This is a genomic window from Nocardioides luteus (genome assembly GCF_015752315.1).
Taxonomy (GTDB): Bacteria; Actinomycetota; Actinomycetes; order Propionibacteriales; family Nocardioidaceae; genus Nocardioides.
This window is the reverse complement of sequence record NZ_JADOVJ010000001.1, coordinates 3,889,676-3,906,712: the sequence shown is the minus strand read 5'-3', so window position 1 is coordinate 3,906,712 and position 17,037 is coordinate 3,889,676. Positions and strand designations below refer to the sequence as shown.

Here is a 17,037-nt window from a genome sequence, read left to right as displayed (position 1 = left end):
CGGCTCAGGGCCGGTCCGCCGGGTCCAGATGTCGGCGGACCAGGCCGAGCAGCTTCCGGTGGGTGTCGGCGTCGGCTGCCGCGATCATCCCGCGGCCGGTGTGGATCGGGTCGCCGTTGAGGTCGGTGACGACGCATCCCGCGGCCTGGCACAGCGCGATGCCCGCGGTGAAGTGGACGCTGCCCTCGAGGTGGCCGTCGGTGACGTACGCCGCCCGCCGGCCGGCCGCGACCCAGGCGACCGCGAGCGTCGAGGACATCACCCGCGGCCCGAACTCGGCGCGCAGGCGTGGGTCGGCGACGAGCTGTCCGCCGACGAACGGCCGGTCGAGCGGACCGTCGCACTGGACGTCGACCAGCCTGGTGCGCGGTGTCGGGGCGAGGACGGTGTCGCCGCCGCCCTTACGGATCCGGGCCGAGACCCCGTCGGTCCAGAAGATCTCCTCGCTGATCGGGTCGGCCGAGACCGCCGCCGTGACGCCGTCGGGGGTCACCAGCGCGACGTTCACCGCGGCCAGCGGGGTCTGGGCGGCGTAGTTGAGGGTCCCGCAGAGCGGGTCCACCAGCCACCTCCGCTCGCTGTCGCCGGTGCGACCGGTCTCCTCGCCCTCGAAGGCGTCCTCGGGCCGGTAGGTCGCGATCGTCTCCCGGATCGCCTTCTCCGAGGCAATGTCCGCCTCGGTGGCGAAGTCGGTCGGCGACTTGTCGAAGTGGCTCAGGTCGGTGCCGTACATCTCCCGGACGACCGCCGCCCCCGCCGTCGCCGCGGCGATCGCGACCGCCTCGTCCGGAAATGCTCGTCGGAAGGCGTCGATCGCCGGATCCGGGGACTCCTCCGGTTCGTCGCCGATGAAGACCGCCACCACCTCGGCCTCGGGATCCTCGGTCAGCGCGGGCAGGATCCGGTCGCGCCAGCTCCACAGGTTGGGGTGGTCGTAGTCGACGTACGCCTCCGCCGGGGAGATCAGCTCGATGGCCCGCTCGAGCTGCTCTCGGGTCATCCTATACGCCGCGGTGCCGCTCGTGTGTCCGACGACCGTTGCGATCACCACCGCCGGGAAGCGGTGGCCGTAGGCGTTGACCAGGGGGAAGTGCTCGGGCTCGTGGGTGGTCGCCGTCGATGGCCGGAGGCCCACGCCGTGGGCCTGTGGGGGAGTCCAGCCGTCGATGGCCGTCTCGAACCGGGTTCGTGCCGCGAGGATCTCGTCCATCGTCTTCCACTGGGTCACGGTGGGGGAATCTATCGGTGTGCGGCTCGTGGCCGGGAGTGCTTTTCGGCTGCTCGCCCCACCGAATCCGAAGATGGGCCGCCCGTGAGAGAGGATGGTGGCATGCGCGTCCACATCGGCTGTGACCACGCCGGTCTCGAACTGAAGTCCCATCTGATCAACCGTCTGACGGAGCTCGGCTACGAGCCTGTCGACCACGGCCCGTTCGTCTACGACGCACTCGACGACTACCCGGTCTTCTGCATCCGGGCGGCCGAGGGTGTGGCCCGTGACCGCGACCAGGGGCTCGACAGCCTCGGCGTCGTGATCGGTGGATCCGGCAACGGCGAGCAGATGGCGGCCAACAAGGTGACCGGGATCCGGTGTGCGCTCGCGTGGAGCGAGGAGACCGCCAAGCTCGCCCGCGACCACAACAACGCCCAGGTCGTCGCGGTCGGTGGCCGGATGCACAGCCTCGAGGACATGACGACGTTCGTCGAGATCTTCCTGGCCGAGCCGTTCAGCGGGGACGAGCGGCACGTACGCCGCATCGACCAGCTCCACGCCTACGACGCCGACGGCGTGCGGCCGCCGCTCCCGGACTCGGCCAAGGGCCTGGGGCCGGCCGAGGACCAGGACTGATCCGGGGATGCCCGAAGGGCACACCCTCCACCGTCTCGCGCTCGATCTGAGCGATGCCTTCGCCGGCGAGCAGGTCCGGGTCAGCAGCCCGCAGGGCCGGTTCGCCGACTCCGCCGCCCTCCTCGACGGCCAGGTCGTCGCCGGCGCCGAGGCGTGGGGCAAGCAGCTGTTCGTGGAGTTCCCGGGGGAGCAGTACGTCCACATCCACCTCGGCCTCTACGGCAAGCTCGACCTGAAGCCCTACACGGGCGAGCCACCGCTCCCGGTCGGCCAGGTCCGCCTGAGGGTGGTCTCGACGAGCTCGACCGGCGAGGGCGGAACCTACGCCGACCTGCGCGGCGCCACCACCTGCAACCTGGTCACCGCGGCGCAGCGGGACGCGGTGGTCGCGAAGCTCGGGCCGGACCCGCTGCGCGACGACGCGGACCCGGGCCGGGCGTGGCTGCGGATCAGCCGAAGCCGGACCACCATCGGGGCGCTGCTGATGGACCAGTCCGTCCTGGCCGGGGTGGGGAACGTCTACCGGGCCGAGGTGCTCTTCCGGCACCGGATCGACCCCATGCGCCCGGGCAACACCCTGCGCAGGCAGCAGTGGGACGCGATCTGGGACGACCTGGTCGAGCTCATGAAGGACGGCGTCGAGAAGAACCGGATCGACACCGTCCGCGACGAGCACACGCCCGAGGCGATGGGCCGACCGCCGCGCAAGGACGACCACGGCGGCGAGGTCTACGTCTACCGCCGCAACGGCCAGCCGTGCCTGGTGTGCGGCACGAGCGTACGCACCACCGAGCTGCAGCAGCGCAACCTGTTCTGGTGCCCGAAGTGCCAGCGCGCCCACCGGCCCCGGACGACCGTAAAGAAGTAGCCCGCACTAGTCTCCGGCCTGCGAGAACGACCACGCAGCCCCCACCTCGAGACCTAGAGTGAGGCCATGTCGAGCCATGCCTTCGCAGACCGCTTGCGGAGCAACGCGTTCCGCCGCAGGTTCCGTGACCCGGAGCTGCGGACGGTGCTGTGGCTCGGGCTGCTCACCATCGTCCTGACGATCCTCGCGGCCGCCCAGACCGGCTGGCTGCAGGTGGTCCCGGTGGCCGTCCTCACGGTGCCGTTGCTGCTCGGTGCGGTGCTGCTGGGGCCGCGTACGCTGGGCTGGTTCGTGGTCTTCGTGATGGTGATGATCGTGGTCGCCGCCAGCCGGCTGACGCTGTCCGACCGCGATGCCGCCGCCATCGTCGTGCACTTCCTGCTCGGCTTCATCGTGCTGTACGTCGCGATGAAGCGCAGCGATCTCGGTGTGGGCGGGCTGAGCAACGAGCGCATGCTGCTCGACCTGACGACCCGGCTCGATCAGGGGGCGATCCCGCCGATGCCTCCCGGCTGGCTCGCCGACTCAGCGGTCCTTCCGGCCGGCGGCACCAAGTTCGCCGGCGACCTCGTCGTGGCCGTGCGCGTGGACAACCGGCTCGAGGTGGTCGTCGTCGACGTCTCCGGCAAGGGCGTGCGTGCCGGCACCCGGGCGCTCCAGCTCTCCGGAGCGTTCGGCGGCCTGCTCGGTGCGCTGCCACCGAGCGAGTTCCTCCCCGCCGCCAACCGCTACCTGCTCCGCCAGGACTGGCAGGAGGGCTTCGCCACCGCGGTCTACCTCTCGATCGACCTCGGCAACGGCGCCTACGAGATCCGCACCGCGGGCCACCCGCCCGCCCTCGTACGCCGCGCCTCGACCGGCCGCTGGGAGGAGGCCGAGAGCAACGGTCCCGTGCTCGGCCTCATCGACGACGTCGACTTCGACGCCTGCGAGGGCGTGCTCGGGGTGGGCGACATGGTGATGCTCTACACCGACGGTGTCGTGGAGGCGCGGGGCGTCGACCTCGAGCACGGCATCGGCAACCTGGTCGCCACCGCCGACCATCTCGCCGTCACCGGACGTGGTGGGGGAGCGCGCCGTCTGCTCGAGGGACTGAGCGCCAGCTCGGACGATCGAGCCCTCGTCGCGGTCGGTAGACGGTGACGGAAACCGGCCAGTAGGGGAGCCGGTTACAGGTGTGAGCCAGATCTATGGCAGGATTTCGCGGGTCGCACGAGGGCGCTGGCTCTCGCGTGCGCGGATGTAGCTCAATGGTAGAGCCTCAGTCTTCCAAACTGATTACGCGGGTTCGATTCCCGTCATCCGCTCCAAGTGCCATTCCCGCTGATTGGGGAGGGGCCCTTGACGGGGCGTAGCGTAGTGGCTAGCGCGCCTGCTTTGGGAGCAGGAGACCGCAGGTTCGAGTCCTGTCGCCCCGACATCTCGCCTGAAAATCCATACAGCCCCTGCACGCGACATCATTCTCAGAAACAAACGACAGGAGACACCCTGTGAAGAGCGCCGTCGAGACGTTGAGCCCGACCCGGGCCAAGCTGACCGTCGAGGTGCCCTTCGAGGAGCTCAAGCCGAGCCTCGACGCGGCGTACAAGCAGATCGCCCAGCAGATCAACGTCCCCGGCTTCCGCCGTGGCAAGGTCCCGCCCCAGGTGATCGACAAGCAGGTCGGCCGCGGTGCGGTGCTCTCCGAGGCGGTCAACAACGTCCTCCCGCAGAAGTACTTCGACGCCCTCCAGGAGAACTCGCTCGAGCCGCTCGCGCAGCCCGAGATCGAGGTCACCAAGCTCGAGGACAACGAGGCGCTGGAGTTCACCGCCGAGGTCGACGTCAAGCCCGAGATCACGCTGCCCGACTACGAGGGCATCGAGGCCAAGGTCGAGGACATCGAGCTCACCGACGCTGACGTCGAGGAGCAGATCCAGGCGATGCGCGAGCGCTTCGGCACCCTCAAGGACGTCGAGCGCCCCGCCGCCGACGGTGACTTCGTGGTCATCGACCTGAAGGCCACCAAGGACGGCGAGGACGTCGACGGCGCCGAGGCCGTCGGGATGAGCTACCAGGTCGGCAAGGGCGGCATGCTGGACGGCCTCGACGAGGCCATCACCGGCCTCTCGGCCGGCGAGTCCAAGGACTTCAAGAGCACCCTCGTCGGCGGTGAGCTGATCGGCCAGGAGGTCGACGTCAACGTCACCGTCAACCAGGTGCAGGAGCAGGAGCTCCCGGCGTACGACGACGACTTCGCCCAGCTCGCCAGCGAGTTCGACACCGTCAAGGAGCTCGAGGAGGACGTCCGCGGCCGCCTCGGCAACGGCAAGCGCCTCGAGCAGGCCGCTGCCGCCCGTGACGCCGTGCTGGAGGCGCTCCTGGAGAAGGTCGAGGTGCCGCTGCCCGAGACCATCGTGACCGAGGAGCTCAACGCCCGCCGCCAGGGCATCGAGCAGCAGCTCGGCTTCGCCGGCCTGACCTTCGACAAGTACCTCGAGGACGAGGGCCAGACGATCGAGGAGTTCGAGGCCGACCTCGAGCGCCGCGTCCGTGACGCCGTCGCCGCTCAGCTGATCCTCGACCAGATCGCCAAGGAGAAGGAGATCGGGGTCGAGCAGCAGGAGCTGACCGAGCACATGATGCGCCGTGCGCAGCAGTCCGGCCAGGACCCGCAGGAGTTCGTCAACCACATGCTCGAGCACAACCACGTGCCCGAGCTGGTCCAGGAGATCCTGCGCGGCAAGGCGCTGGCCCAGCTGGTCGAGGCCGCCAAGGTCACCGACGAGTCCGGCAACCACGTCGAGCTGAAGAACCTCCGTCCCGACGGCACCATCGGCGAGGACGAGCCCGAGGCCGAGGCGACCGACGAGGTCTCCGAGGAGACCGAGAAGGCCGACGCCTGATCAGGCCCATACGTACGCCGCCCCTGCCCGAACCGGGCAGGGGCGGTTTCGTTGTTGTGCTACTGCGCGTCGAAGTTGTCGGTCGGATCGCCGGAGACCTCCAGGTGCTTGGCCGCACAGTCGGTCCTCGACAGCCCCTGCTCGACACACCACTCCAGCGCGGGCGCGGAGGTGTCGCTGGGATAGGGCACGACGACGGCGTACATCCCCGGCTTCACGTACGAGCTCGGCCACTCGCCGGTGTCGAGGAGCAGCACGTCGGGGTGGTCGGCCTTGATCTCCTGGTAGCGGCTCAGCGCCCTGTGCCAGTCGGGGTCGCCGCCGTCGCCGTCGCCGGCGCCGACGGCCGCGAGCTGCGGGATCCAGGTGCCGATGAGCTTGCTGGCGGCCTCGGTGTCGAGCCGGGAGATGCGGAGCAGCTGGTCCTCCGGAGGCGCGTCCGGGTCCAGGGAGGGCTCGGTCGACGGGGTGGTGCCGGTCGGGCTGGGAGACGGGTCCGCCTCGGACAGGGTCGCGCCCGGCCCGTCCTTGCCGAAGACGAAGCCGAGCACGCCGGCGACGATCACCAGCACGGCGATCGTCAGCAGGATCGGCGCGGTGCGACCGTTGCCTCGCGTCGGAGCCGGTGGTGGATCCTCACCGAAGAAGAACATGCGCGTGCTGCGGGGGACGGCCGTCTCGTCGCCGATCTCGTCCACGAAGAGCGGACGGTGCTGCTCCGGAGGAGCCAGGAGCGGGGCACCGCAGGCGATGCAGTAGATGGCCCCGGGCAGCACCGGATCGGCGCACGACGGGCAGCGTGACTCGTTCTCGTCGCTCACGTACCGACACCCCCTTCCCCATCCGACGGTAACCCGCGAAGACCGCCATCGTCACGCAACACCAGTAACAACAGCATCACGGACACCATACGCGCGAGTGAACGCAAACGTACGGGATGCGGGTACGGGCATGTGATCTGAGACACAGGGACGACGTTCGGATGGCACAGCTGGACGCATCGCCGGTGTGGAAGCCCTACGCTTCCAGGGTGACCTCCAGTCCCGAGACCGTCCGAGCCGTGGTCCTCAACGTCGAGGACGTTCCGGTGGACCCCGAAGCCGCGGAGCAGCTCGACCGTGGCCAGGGCAAGGTGGCCGGCCTCGTCGGCCTGGCCAAGCTCGCCTGGCGCATCACCGCCTTCGCCCGGCGCCCCTTCGCCGCGCCCTTCGCGCTGGCGGCGCCGATCGTCCGTGGTGTCGTCAACACCGACTCCGGGCCCGCCGTCTCCGTCCGTCACGAGGGCCGGATGGTCAGCCCGCAGGAGTGGGCGGCCGCTCAGCGGCAGACCGGGACGAATCCTCGTGTCCTCGTCCTGGTCCCGCCGGCGGGCAAGGACGAGAGCGTCTGGGTCGAGGGCTCCCGGTCCACCGGCGCGACGTACGCCGAGCGGCTCGCCGAGCTGCTCGGCTGGATGCCGCTGCACATGCACGTCACGGCCGGCAGCACGTCGGTGCCCGCCGCGGTGGCGCTCAGCAGCCGGATCCAGGGTTGCGTCGACGCCCTCCCCGGCACACCGCGCATCGTCCTGGTCGGCTACGCGGGCGGCGGGCTGATCGCCCGCAACGCGCTCGGGGTGGCCACCTCCGGGGCCCGGCCGTGGACGACGTACGTCTCCGAGCTGATCGCCCTCGGCACGACCCCCTACGCGGTCACCTCCGCCCCGATCTCGGGTGGCGTCGGCAAGCAGATCGACGAGCACCTCGCGGGGATCGCCGTCGTCGGCGCCGACGAGGCGATGCTGCCGCCGCGACCGGACGTCGACTATCTGCTGGTCACCGACAACGCCACCTCGCGGCCCAACCGGGTGGGGCGTCTCTTCGGGGAGATGCTGTGGTGGCGGCACAAGACGCCGCTGCGGTCGCGACGGGTGCGCGACCTGTTCCCGACCGCGGAGCGCTTCACGCTCTCGACCGCGGAGACGCCATTGTCGAACCACCCGGCGGTCCACGACGCCCTGCTGCGCTGGCTGGCCTGAGCCCAGGTCGAGCGAATACGCCGTCGGCGAACATTGGCACACCAGCCGTGGAACAACTGGCTGTGGCGGCTAGTGTCGATCCTGTGAACATCGACTCCAGCGCGGCTGACGCTCACGCCGGTGCCCCAGGGCTCTCCCCGAGCCTGGGCGGCAACGGCGGCGGTCTGAGCCTTCTCGACGACAACATCTACAACCGACTGCTGCGGGAGCGCATCGTCTTCCTCGGCTCAGAGGTCCGCGACCAGAACGCCAACGCGATCTGCGCGCAGCTCCTGCTGCTCTCCGCGGAGGACCCCGAGGCCGACATCTTCCTTCACATCAACTCGCCCGGTGGCTCCGTGGATGCCGGTATGGCCATCTACGACACGATGAACTACATCCCCAACGACGTGGCCACCGTCGGCATGGGTCTGGCCGCCTCGATGGGCCAGTTCCTGCTCTGCGCCGGTGCGAAGGGCAAGCGCTACGCGCTGCCCCACGCGCGGATCATGATGCACCAGCCCTCCTCGGGCATGGGCGGTTCGGCCTCCGACATCAAGATCCAGGCCCAGCAGTCCCTGCACATCAAGAAGGTGCTGCTGGAGCTGATCAGCGAGCACACCGGCCAGAGCGTCGAGCAGGTCACCGTCGACGCCGACCGTGACCGCTGGTTCACCGCGGCCGAGGCGCTCGACTACGGCCTGGTCGACCAGGTCATCAAGAGCGCGAAGGAAGCCTCCGACGAGGGCCGCCCCGCCCACAAGAAGGACTGAGGACATGAACTACTACATCCCGCAGTGGGAGGAGCGTACGTCGTACGGCGTCCGCCGGATCGACCCCTACGCCAAGCTCTTCGAGGACCGGATCATCTACCTGGGCACCCCGATCAGCGACGACGTCGCCAACGCGGTCATCGCCCAGCTGCTCTGCCTGCAGTCGATGAACCCGGACCAGGACATCTCGATCTACATCAACAGCCCGGGTGGCTCGTTCACGGCCTGCACCGCGATCTACGACACGATGCAGTTCATCAAGCCGGACGTGCAGACCGTCTGCATCGGTCAGGCCGCCTCGGCCGCCGCGATCCTGCTCGGCGCGGGCGCCAAGGGGAAGCGGATGGCGCTGCCCAACAGCCGCATCCTGATCCACCAGCCCTACACCGAGGGCACCTTCGGCCAGACCTCCGACATCGAGATCCAGGCCAACGAGATCCTGCGGATGCGTGAGCTGCTCGAGAAGATGATCGCCGACCACAGCGGCAAGTCGATGGACGAGGTCAGCCACGACATCGAGCGCGACAAGATCCTCACCGCCGCGCAGGCGGTGGAGTACGGCCTGATCGACTCGGTGCTCGAGTCGCTCAAGACGCCGGCGCTCGTTTGACCCTCGGGCCCCGCGCCGCTCCCACATCGAAGGCGCGGCGCGGGGTACCGTCAGTAACTATTCGGACCTAGCAGCACAAGTCGGGGAAGGAAGGCCACTCGTGGCACGCATCGGCGACGGAGGTGACCTGCTGAAGTGCTCCTTCTGCGGGAAGAGCCAGAAGCAGGTCAAGAAGCTCATCGCGGGTCCCGGCGTCTACATCTGCGACGAGTGCATCGACCTCTGCAACGAGATCATCGAGGAGGAGCTCAACGAGGGCTCCGAGGTGGAGATCGCCGACCTCCCCAAGCCGAAGGAGATCTTCGACTTCCTCAACTCCTACGTCATCGGCCAGGAGCAGGCCAAGAAGTCGCTCGCGGTGGCGGTCTACAACCACTACAAGCGCGTCCAGGCCGGCCTGCAGCCCGGTGGCCCGCAGGGCCCCGGCAAGCACGCCAAGGAGGAGCAGGTCGAGGTCGCCAAGTCCAACATCTTGGTGATCGGCCCGACCGGGTGCGGCAAGACCTACCTGGCGCAGACGCTGGCGCGGATGCTCAACGTGCCGTTCGCGATCGCGGACGCCACCGCGCTGACCGAGGCGGGCTACGTCGGTGAGGACGTCGAGAACATCCTCCTCAAGCTGATCCAGGCCGCCGACTACGACGTCAAGAAGGCCGAGACCGGCATCATCTACATCGACGAGATCGACAAGGTGGCCCGCAAGGCGGAGAACCCCTCGATCACGCGCGACGTCTCCGGTGAGGGCGTGCAGCAGGCGCTGCTGAAGATCATCGAGGGCACCACCGCCTCGGTGCCGCCGCAGGGTGGCCGCAAGCACCCGCACCAGGAGTTCATCCAGATCGACACCACCAACATCCTCTTCGTGGTGGGTGGCGCCTTCGCCGGTCTGGAGCACATCATCGAGCAGCGGGTCGGCAAGAAGACCCTCGGCTTCACCGCCGAGGTGCGCGGCAAGGCCGAGAAGGAGTCCGAGGACCTCCTGAAGCTCGTCCGCCCCGAGGACCTCACCAAGTTCGGCCTGATCCCCGAGTTCATCGGCCGGCTGCCGCTGATCGCGAGCGTCGAGAAGCTCGACCAGGCGGCCCTGGTGAAGATCCTGACCGAGCCGCGCAACGCGCTGGTGAAGCAGTACCAGAAGCTCTTCGACCTCGACGGCGTCGACCTCGAGTTCACCGACGACGCGGTCACCGCGATCGCCGACAAGGCCCTCGAGCGCGGCACCGGTGCCCGAGGCCTGCGGGCGATCATCGAGGAGGTCCTCCTCTACGTGATGTACGACGTGCCCTCTCGCGGCGACGTCGGCAAGGTGATCGTCACCCGCGAGGTGGTCGAGGACGGCGAGATGCCGACCCTCGTGCCGCGCGAGAAGGAGACCAAGAAGAAGTCGGCCTAGTCCGTTTGGGTCATTTTCCCCGTCCGGGTCGGTATCGGCCCGGACGGTCGGACACAATACGCACTGATGATCGTCTGTACCTTTCCAGCTCCGTCACTCGGTAGGGAAGTGGGCACGTGAGGTTCCAGAGGGGCCCGGTGATGGCCTACGCCGCCGTGGTGCTCATCGGCCTGCTCGTGGTCGTCCAGACCCTCAGCCCGGACATCTCGGCGCTGCACCGGGTGCCGCGTACGCTCTCGGGCCAGGCCGACTTCACCGTGATCCCGCCCGCCCCGGACCCCGACGTCTCCGGGGTCTCGACGATCCCGAGCACGGCGGCGGAGGCGGACCGCGGTGATCAGGACGCCGCCGAGCCGGACCAGCAGGGTGACCAGAAGCCGGACGACAAGCCGTCCGCGCCCGCAGAGCAGCCCGACGCACCGTCTTCCGAGGAGCCGACAGCACCCGCCGACCCCGGCGAGGACGAGGGCGATGCGACGCCCCCCACGCTGGTGCCCTCCGTGGGCCCGATCCCGGGCATCATGGCTCCGCTGCTGTGGCCGTTCGTGGCCGAGGAGGACGCCAGGCCCGTCGACGAGGCGGTGCCGATGTTCCTGCGCCAGCTGATCGCGGCCGACGCCGGCGTCCCGGTCGAGGACCTTCCGCTGGAGGAGCCCAAGAAGGACCAGGAGCGCGACGAGGCGACCGAGGAGACGAAGGATCCCGCCAAGGAGCCGGAGACACGCAAGTCGGAGGTCGAGCAGATCGCCGAGGACGCCTGTGAGCTCACCGCCGCGATCGCCGAGGACGTGAAGACGCTCCCGGGAGCGAGCGAGGGTCCGGAGCCGGAGGCCACGCCGGAGTGCGGTGAGGCGTGCGCTGAGCCGAAGAGCCCGGTAGGGTCGTCGCCCGCAGCCGACCCCGAGGCCAGCACCGACTCCACCGAGCCGTCCGACGCAGCGACGACGGAGGCACCGGAGCCGGAGCACGAGCCGAAGGAAGGTAGCAACGACGACAAGGCTTGCGCCGAGAAGTCGGTGCAGTAGGGATCACTCCGATGGCGACCCGCACCACGCCGGAGTGACCGGCCGAGCGAGTCCCCCCGGACGCTGGGCTGGAGTGAGGGACGAAGCAGGCCCCGGACCGCATCGCGGTCCGGGGCCTGCTCCGTCGTTCGGGCGCCGCGCTGAGGCTCAGGCCTCCTCGGGGACCTCGGCCAGCTCGGCGGTGACGGTGATCTCGGTGGCGTTCTCGTCGACGGTGAAGAACAGGTCGCCGACGATGTTGCCGACGCGCTTGAGGTCCGCGGCGGCGGCCTCCGCGTCCTTGACCAGCTTGGCGGGGCCGGTGACCTCGGCCTTGGCCAGCGGGTGGCGCATCTTGACCTTGGCGGTCGACTTGGCGCCGCGGATCCCGGTCAGGGTCGCCGCGACCGCGTCGAGCGCCGCCGGGTCGGCGGCGGCAGCGGTGCCGAGCTCGAGCTCACGCGGCCACGAGGACGTGTGGATCGAACCGGTCTGCCACCACGACCAGACCTCCTCGGTGACGTACGGGAGGAACGGGGCGAGCAGGCGCAGCTGGACATGGAGAGCCGTGGCCAGGGTCGCGCGGGCCGACTCGGTGGCGAGGCCGCCGTCCTCGTCGTAGGCCCGCTCCTTGACCAGCTCGAGGTAGTCGTCGCAGAACTCCCAGAAGAACTTCTCCGAGGTCTCCAGGGCCGTGGAGTAGTCGTAGGCCGTGAACGCGTCGGTCGCCTTGGTGATCGTCTCCTTGAGGCGCGCCATCAGCGCGCAGTCGACCGGCTGGGTGATCGCGACCGGGTTGAGCGTGGCCGCGCCGACGTTGCCGAGGACGAACTTGGAGGCGTTCAGGATCTTCATCGCCAGTCGGCGCCCGACCTTCATCTGGGTCTCGTCGAAGGGCGAGTCCATGCCCGGGCGGGTCAGCGCGGCGCGCCAGCGGACCGCGTCGGCGCCGAACTTGTCGAGGATCTCGGTCGGGACGACGACGTTGCCCTTCGACTTCGACATCTTCTTGCGGTCGGGGTCGAGGATCCAGCCGGCGATCATCGCGTGGCTCCACGGGACGGTGCCGTCCTCGAGGTGGGCGCGGACGATGCGGCCGAAAAGCCAGGTGCGGATGATCTCGTGGCTCTGGGTGCACAGGTCCATCGGGTAGACCCGGCTGAACAGGTCGGGGTCGGCCTCCCAGCCGCCGGCGATCTGCGGGGTCAGCGACGAGGTCGCCCAGGTGTCCATCACGTCCGGGTCGCCCTGGAAGCCGCCCGGCTTGCCGCGCTGCGCCTCCTCGTAGCCGGCCGGGACGTCCGTGGACGCGTCGATCGGCAGCTGGTCCTCGCTCGGCAGCAGCGGCTTGTCGTAGTCGGGGTTGCCCTCGTCGTCGAGCGCGTACCAGACCGGGAACGGGATGCCGAAGAAGCGCTGGCGCGAGATCAGCCAGTCGCCGTTGAGGCCGCCGACCCAGTTGTCGTAGCGGTGGCGCATGTGCTCGGGCAGCCAGGAGAGCTCGCCACCGCGGGCCAGCAGCTGCTCGCGCAGCTCGGGGTTGCGGCCGCCGTTGGTGATGTACCACTGGCGGCTGGCGACGATCTCGAGGGGCTTGTCGCCGCGCTCGTAGAAGTTGGCCATCCGCTGGGTCTTCTTCGGCTCACCGTCGAGGTCACCGGACTCGCGGATCATCGCGACGACGGCCTCGCGGGCCGAGTGGACGGTCTTGCCCTTCAGGTCCTCGTACGCCGCGACCCCGGCCTCGGAGGTGATCCACTCGGGAGTCTCGCGGGCGAAGCGGCCGTCGCGGCCGATCAGCGCACGGGCGGGGAGGTTGAGCTCGCGCCACCACTGGACGTCGGTGAGGTCACCCCAGGTGCAGCACATCGCGATGCCGGCGCCCTTGTCCATCTCCGCGGCCTCGTGGGCCAGGACGGGGATCTCGACGCCGAAGATCGGGCTGGTGACGGTGCTCCCGAACAGGTCCTTGTAGCGGTCGTCGTCGGGGTGCGCGATCAGCGCGACCACGCTCGGGATCAGCTCGGGACGGGTAGTCTCGATGTGGACGGGGGTGCCGTCGGCCTTGTGGAAGGCGACGCGGTGGAAGAAGCCGGGGTAGTCCTTGGCCTCCAGCTCGGCCTGGGCGACCGCGGTCTGGAAGGTGACGTCCCACAGGGTCGGCGCCTCCTGCAGGTAGGCCTCGCCGCGGGCCAGGTTGCGCAGGAACGCCTTCTGCGAGGCGGTCTGGGAGACCTTGCCGATGGTCGTGTACTGCTGGTCCCAGTCGAAGGAGAGACCCAGCGTGCGCCACAGGTCCTCGAAGACCTTCTCGTCCTCGACGACCAGCTGGTTGCACAGCTCGACGAAGTTGGGCCGGCTGATGGAGATCTGCCGCTTCGGGTCCGGCCTCGTAGGCGGGGTGAAGTCGGGGTCGTACGGCAGGCTCGGGTCGCAGCGGACGCCGAAGTAGTTCTGGACGCGGCGCTCGGTGGGGAGGCCGTTGTCGTCCCAGCCGATCGGGTAGAAGACCGACTTGCCGTTCATCCGCTGGAAGCGGGCGATCAGGTCGGGGTGGGTGTAGGAGAAGACGTGGCCGACGTGCAGGCTGCCGGAGACGGTCGGCGGCGGGGTGTCGATCGAGTAGACGTTCTCCCGCGGCTGGGTGCGGTCGAAGGCGTAGGTCTTCTCGTTCTTCCACCGCTCGGCCCACTTGGCCTCCAGGCCCTCGAGAACCGGCTTGTCCGGTACGGCGACTACGCGCTGCTCAGCGGGCGTATTCGTCTCCGGTGCGGTCTGCGTGGGCGTGGTCTCAGTCATGGGACCAAATCCTATGGGCGCACGGTTCGTGGCGCGAAACCCGGTTGAGGCCGGTGTCGCGCACTCGCCATGCTTCGGTCATGAGCCCGGCCGTGCCACGTATCGACTTCTACGACGATCCTGCTGCCTTCCTGGACGCCGCGGGCGGCTACCTGGCCGCCGACCCGGTGGTCGTGAGCGTGGTCGCGACCGTGGCCGAGCGCGCCGCGCGCCGAGGACCGGAGGGGCATCCGTACGAGTGGTGGGCCACCGCGAGCCTGGACGGCCGGGTCGTCGGGGTCGCGATGCGTACGGCACCGTTCGCTCCCTACCCGCTCTTCATCTGCCCGATGCCGGACGAGGCCGCGGTCGAGCTGGCCCGGGCGTTGCACGCGCGCGGTGAGCACCCGGGCGGTGCCAACGGCTCGCTGCCGGCGTCCCGCATCGTCGCCGAGGAGTCGGCCAGGCTGTGGGGCGGCACGGTCGAGGGCGCGCTGGAGGCGAGGCTGTGGGAGCTCGCCGAGCTGGCGGTGCCGTCCGGTGTCCTGGGGAGGCCGCGGAAGGCGACGTACGCCGACGTGGAGGTGTGCCTGGAGTGGTTCAACGACTTCGGGCGGGCCGCGCGTGAGCAGGCCGGCAACGCCGACCGGGCACAGGCCGAGGAGCACCACGACGCCGACGACATCCGCAAGCGGATCGACGAGGGCCGGATCCTGCTGTGGGAGCTCGACGGCGAGGTCGTGCACCTCACCGGCTTCAACGCCCCCGCGTTCGGGGTCGCCAGGATCGGCCCGGTCTACACCCCGAAGGCGCACCAGGGCCACGGCTACGCCAGCGCCGCGGTGGCCGAGGTGAGCCGGCAGCTGCTGGCCGCCGGCGCGCGGGTCGCGCTCTACACGGACAAGGACAACCCGGTCTCCAACCACGTCTACGCCAAGATCGGCTTCCGCCCGCTCGTCGACTCGGCCAACCACACGGTCAGTCGACGGTGAAACGGCGGCCGAGGTAGTGGTCGACGGCGGGCCAGATGTGGCCCTCCGCCTCCGCGGCGTCGGTCCAGCGCAGCGACCAGCCGGTGCCGCCGGCGATGGTGATGTCGGCCGAGCGGCGGCCGCTGCTGCCGTGCTTGAGGTGGAGGGCACGGATCTGGTCCCAGGGCACGAACGAGGCGTTGGCGGTCGCGGCGAGCTCGGCGGGCGGTCGGTCCAGCGCCCGCTGGATCAGCTTCCTGCCCGGTGAGCCGGAGGTCACCGAGGCCAGGCCGGTGGCGAGGCGGTCGGAGCTCGAGGGCTTGACCAGCATCAGGCCGGAGTCGGTCACCAGCAGCGTACGGAAGCCGTCGCCGGAGACCGGTGCCAAGGCACCGATCCAGCCGTCGGGCGCCGGCGCCTGGGCGGGGGAGTCGTCGGGCTGCGCCTGGGCCTCGGTCTCGACCGTCGCGTCGAGCTGGTGCACCCAGGCGCGCAGCGCGGCCGCGTAGCCGGGGGAGCCGAGGGCCTCGTAGGCGAGCTCCTCGGGGTCGACCTCGTGGCCGGCGATGTCGACCAGGCGCCACGGGCCCGCCCAGCTGAGCTCGTAGCGGGCCTTGTCCTCGTCGACGAGCTCGTGGGCGATCGCGGCGCCGAGAAGGCGAGCGATGACCCTCCGCTTCGCCTCGCCGGCCTGGTCGGCCGGGCCGCCGGGCTGCTCGGCATCCGTCGGCTCGACCTCGACCAGGTCCAGCAGGCGGTCGAGGTCGCCGGCGGCGATCAGGTCGAGGGCGCCGCGGACCGTGGCCGGCTCGATCTGGTTCTCCTGCATGGCGTTGAGGAGGGTCTCGGCGTCGTACGCCGCGGCGCGGGCGCCGGCGACGATGACGATCTCGGCCATCGGGGCCGGGGTCAGGCCCGAGCCGGCGAAGGTCTTGTCCTCGAGCGCGAGGAAGGACTGCTGCGGGTAGCGCAGGATGCTGGTGGCGTTGCCCGACTTGTCCGTGCCGTCAGCGGTGGTGGGATCGCCTTCGTTCGCGGCGGCCATCGCCTCCAGCCGCTCGATCCGCTCCGTCAGCGGCGGGTGCGAGTCGTAGGCCGACAGCTTGGCCTCGGGTGGTGCCGCACTGATCCGGGACAGCTCCTGGAGGCGCTCGGGGTCGCTCATCAGGTTGGTGAAGTTGTCGAAGAAGCGCGTCGGGCGCAGGCCGTAGTGGGTGCCGGCCTCGACGTACTGCTCCAGGTAGATGTGCCAGGCGGCATCCAGCGCCGGCAGGGTGCGCAGCGTGACGGCCGCGGTCCGCGGTCCGGCGACCTGCGCGCTGAGCCGGTCGGCGTCGATCTCGTGGGCGTGCGCGAGCGGGCGGGTGAGGGCGAAGAAGATCCGGGCGTACGTCCGGAAGGGCCGCTTCACCAGCGGGTTCGACAGGCCGGCGGCGACCTCGGCGATCGCCAGGCGGCTGCGGTGGATGAGGGCGCCGAGCCGGGTGTGGGTGGTGCTGTGGTGGCCCAGCTCGTGGGCGAGCACCGCGTGGAGCTGGTTGCGGGAGAGCCCCTGGAGGAGAGGTACGCCGAGGAACATCCGCCGGGTCCCGGTCCTGAGCCCGAGGAGGCTGGTCTCCTCGCTGACCGCCGCGTTGACGTCCGGCACCAGGCGGATCTCGTCGGGTGCGCGGGTCCCGGCGGCGGCGGCCAGCTGGCGGGCCTCCGCCCACAGCCCCGGCTGCTCCTGCTCGGTGAGGAGGAGCCCGCCGGGATCGGTCGAGGTCTTGGAGCGCGGCTGCCGCGGGGCCACCTGCTGGCCGACCAGGACGAAGGCAGCCAGGACGTAGGCACCGGCCAGGAGCGAGACCGCGAGAGCAGCCCGGAGCGTACGCATGAATGGTGGACCTTGTGGGGGGATGGGGTTCAGT

Annotated in this window: 14 protein-coding genes and 2 tRNA genes; 12 read left to right on the top strand and 4 right to left on the bottom strand. The window is 69.9% G+C overall.

What is annotated here, in order from left to right; genetic code table 11:
- Nucleotides 1-4 precede the first annotated feature (4 nt).
- Entirely contained in the window at nucleotides 5-1,228 is a 1,224-nt protein-coding gene (locus HD557_RS18650) for an inositol monophosphatase family protein (protein WP_307785660.1), read from the bottom strand.
- 102 nt (nucleotides 1,229-1,330) lie between these two features.
- Here HD557_RS18650 and HD557_RS18645 point away from each other — a divergent pair, with 102 nt between their 5' ends.
- The 6 genes from HD557_RS18645 (at nucleotide 1,331) to tig (ending at nucleotide 5,602) form a co-directional block, all read left to right on the top strand.
- A complete protein-coding gene (locus HD557_RS18645; protein ID WP_008358580.1) occupies nucleotides 1,331-1,849 on the top strand; it encodes a ribose-5-phosphate isomerase in 519 nt (172 codons plus the stop codon).
- A gap of 7 nt (nucleotides 1,850-1,856) precedes the next feature.
- Nucleotides 1,857-2,717 carry an Fpg/Nei family DNA glycosylase gene (locus tag HD557_RS18640; protein ID WP_196874960.1) on the top strand — a complete coding sequence of 287 codons (861 nt, stop codon included), beginning with the start codon at nucleotides 1,857-1,859 and terminating at the stop codon, nucleotides 2,715-2,717.
- Nucleotides 2,718-2,783: 66 nt separating this feature from the next.
- Entirely contained in the window at nucleotides 2,784-3,860 is a 1,077-nt protein-coding gene (locus HD557_RS18635) for a PP2C family protein-serine/threonine phosphatase (RefSeq protein WP_008358577.1), read from the top strand.
- 93 nt (nucleotides 3,861-3,953) lie between these two features.
- Nucleotides 3,954-4,027: transfer RNA gene (locus HD557_RS18630), tRNA-Gly, on the top strand.
- A gap of 35 nt (nucleotides 4,028-4,062) precedes the next feature.
- Nucleotides 4,063-4,135, top strand: a tRNA-Pro gene (locus HD557_RS18625).
- Nucleotides 4,136-4,207: 72 nt separating this feature from the next.
- Nucleotides 4,208-5,602 carry a trigger factor gene (gene tig / locus HD557_RS18620; RefSeq protein ID WP_008358575.1) on the top strand — a complete coding sequence of 465 codons (1,395 nt, stop codon included), beginning with the start codon at nucleotides 4,208-4,210 and terminating at the stop codon, nucleotides 5,600-5,602.
- Nucleotides 5,603-5,661: 59 nt separating this feature from the next.
- Here the strand turns inward: tig and HD557_RS18615 are convergent, their stop codons facing one another.
- The gene (locus HD557_RS18615) at nucleotides 5,662-6,423 is read right to left on the bottom strand and encodes a zinc ribbon domain-containing protein (RefSeq protein ID WP_196874958.1); all 762 of its coding nucleotides are present in this window, start codon (nucleotides 6,421-6,423) and stop codon (nucleotides 5,662-5,664) included.
- A gap of 209 nt (nucleotides 6,424-6,632) precedes the next feature.
- On the opposite strand from HD557_RS18615, the gene HD557_RS18610 reads away from it, so the two are divergent.
- The 5 genes from HD557_RS18610 (at nucleotide 6,633) to HD557_RS18590 (ending at nucleotide 11,399) form a co-directional block, all read left to right on the top strand.
- Nucleotides 6,633-7,619: a hypothetical protein gene (locus HD557_RS18610; RefSeq protein ID WP_196874956.1), complete on the top strand. Its 987-nt coding sequence runs from the start codon at nucleotides 6,633-6,635 to the stop codon at nucleotides 7,617-7,619.
- A gap of 89 nt (nucleotides 7,620-7,708) precedes the next feature.
- On the top strand, nucleotides 7,709-8,371 hold the full coding sequence (locus HD557_RS18605; protein ID WP_143055042.1) for an ATP-dependent Clp protease proteolytic subunit: 663 nt from the start codon (nucleotides 7,709-7,711) through the stop codon (nucleotides 8,369-8,371).
- A gap of 4 nt (nucleotides 8,372-8,375) precedes the next feature.
- On the top strand, nucleotides 8,376-8,981 hold the full coding sequence (locus tag HD557_RS18600) for an ATP-dependent Clp protease proteolytic subunit (protein WP_008358568.1): 606 nt from the start codon (nucleotides 8,376-8,378) through the stop codon (nucleotides 8,979-8,981).
- A 100-nt stretch (nucleotides 8,982-9,081) separates the two neighbouring features.
- A complete protein-coding gene (clpX, locus tag HD557_RS18595; RefSeq protein WP_008358566.1) occupies nucleotides 9,082-10,374 on the top strand; it encodes an ATP-dependent Clp protease ATP-binding subunit ClpX in 1,293 nt (430 codons plus the stop codon).
- 116 nt (nucleotides 10,375-10,490) lie between these two features.
- Complete coding sequence (locus HD557_RS18590; protein WP_196874954.1) at nucleotides 10,491-11,399, top strand: hypothetical protein; 909 nt, start codon at nucleotides 10,491-10,493, stop codon at nucleotides 11,397-11,399.
- Between the two features lie 147 nt (nucleotides 11,400-11,546).
- Here the strand turns inward: HD557_RS18590 and valS are convergent, their stop codons facing one another.
- Nucleotides 11,547-14,177: a valine--tRNA ligase gene (gene valS, locus HD557_RS18585; RefSeq protein ID WP_196874952.1), complete on the bottom strand. Its 2,631-nt coding sequence runs from the start codon at nucleotides 14,175-14,177 to the stop codon at nucleotides 11,547-11,549.
- Nucleotides 14,178-14,257: 80 nt separating this feature from the next.
- Here valS and HD557_RS18580 point away from each other — a divergent pair, with 80 nt between their 5' ends.
- Complete coding sequence (locus HD557_RS18580) at nucleotides 14,258-15,148, top strand: GNAT family N-acetyltransferase (RefSeq protein ID WP_196874950.1); 891 nt, start codon at nucleotides 14,258-14,260, stop codon at nucleotides 15,146-15,148.
- Here HD557_RS18580 and HD557_RS18575 read toward each other — a convergent pair.
- A complete protein-coding gene (locus HD557_RS18575; RefSeq protein WP_196874945.1) occupies nucleotides 15,135-17,003 on the bottom strand; it encodes a M48 family metalloprotease in 1,869 nt (622 codons plus the stop codon). The genes HD557_RS18580 and HD557_RS18575 overlap by 14 nt on opposite strands.
- Between the last annotated feature and the right edge of the window lie 34 nt (nucleotides 17,004-17,037).

Bases quoted from the DNA above. Each gene is read 5' to 3' on its own strand.
- HD557_RS18635 (WP_008358577.1), top strand. From the start codon at position 2,784: ATGTCGAGCCATGCCTTCGCAGACCGCTTGCGGAGCAACGCGTTCCGC.
- HD557_RS18645 (WP_008358580.1), top strand. From the start codon at position 1,331: ATGCGCGTCCACATCGGCTGTGACCACGCCGGTCTCGAACTGAAGTCC.
- HD557_RS18640 (WP_196874960.1), top strand. From the start codon at position 1,857: ATGCCCGAAGGGCACACCCTCCACCGTCTCGCGCTCGATCTGAGCGAT.
- HD557_RS18580 (WP_196874950.1), top strand. From the start codon at position 14,258: ATGAGCCCGGCCGTGCCACGTATCGACTTCTACGACGATCCTGCTGCC.
- HD557_RS18575 (WP_196874945.1), bottom strand. From the start codon at position 17,003: ATGCGTACGCTCCGGGCTGCTCTCGCGGTCTCGCTCCTGGCCGGTGCC.
- HD557_RS18600 (WP_008358568.1), top strand. From the start codon at position 8,376: ATGAACTACTACATCCCGCAGTGGGAGGAGCGTACGTCGTACGGCGTC.
- valS (WP_196874952.1), bottom strand. From the start codon at position 14,177: ATGACTGAGACCACGCCCACGCAGACCGCACCGGAGACGAATACGCCC.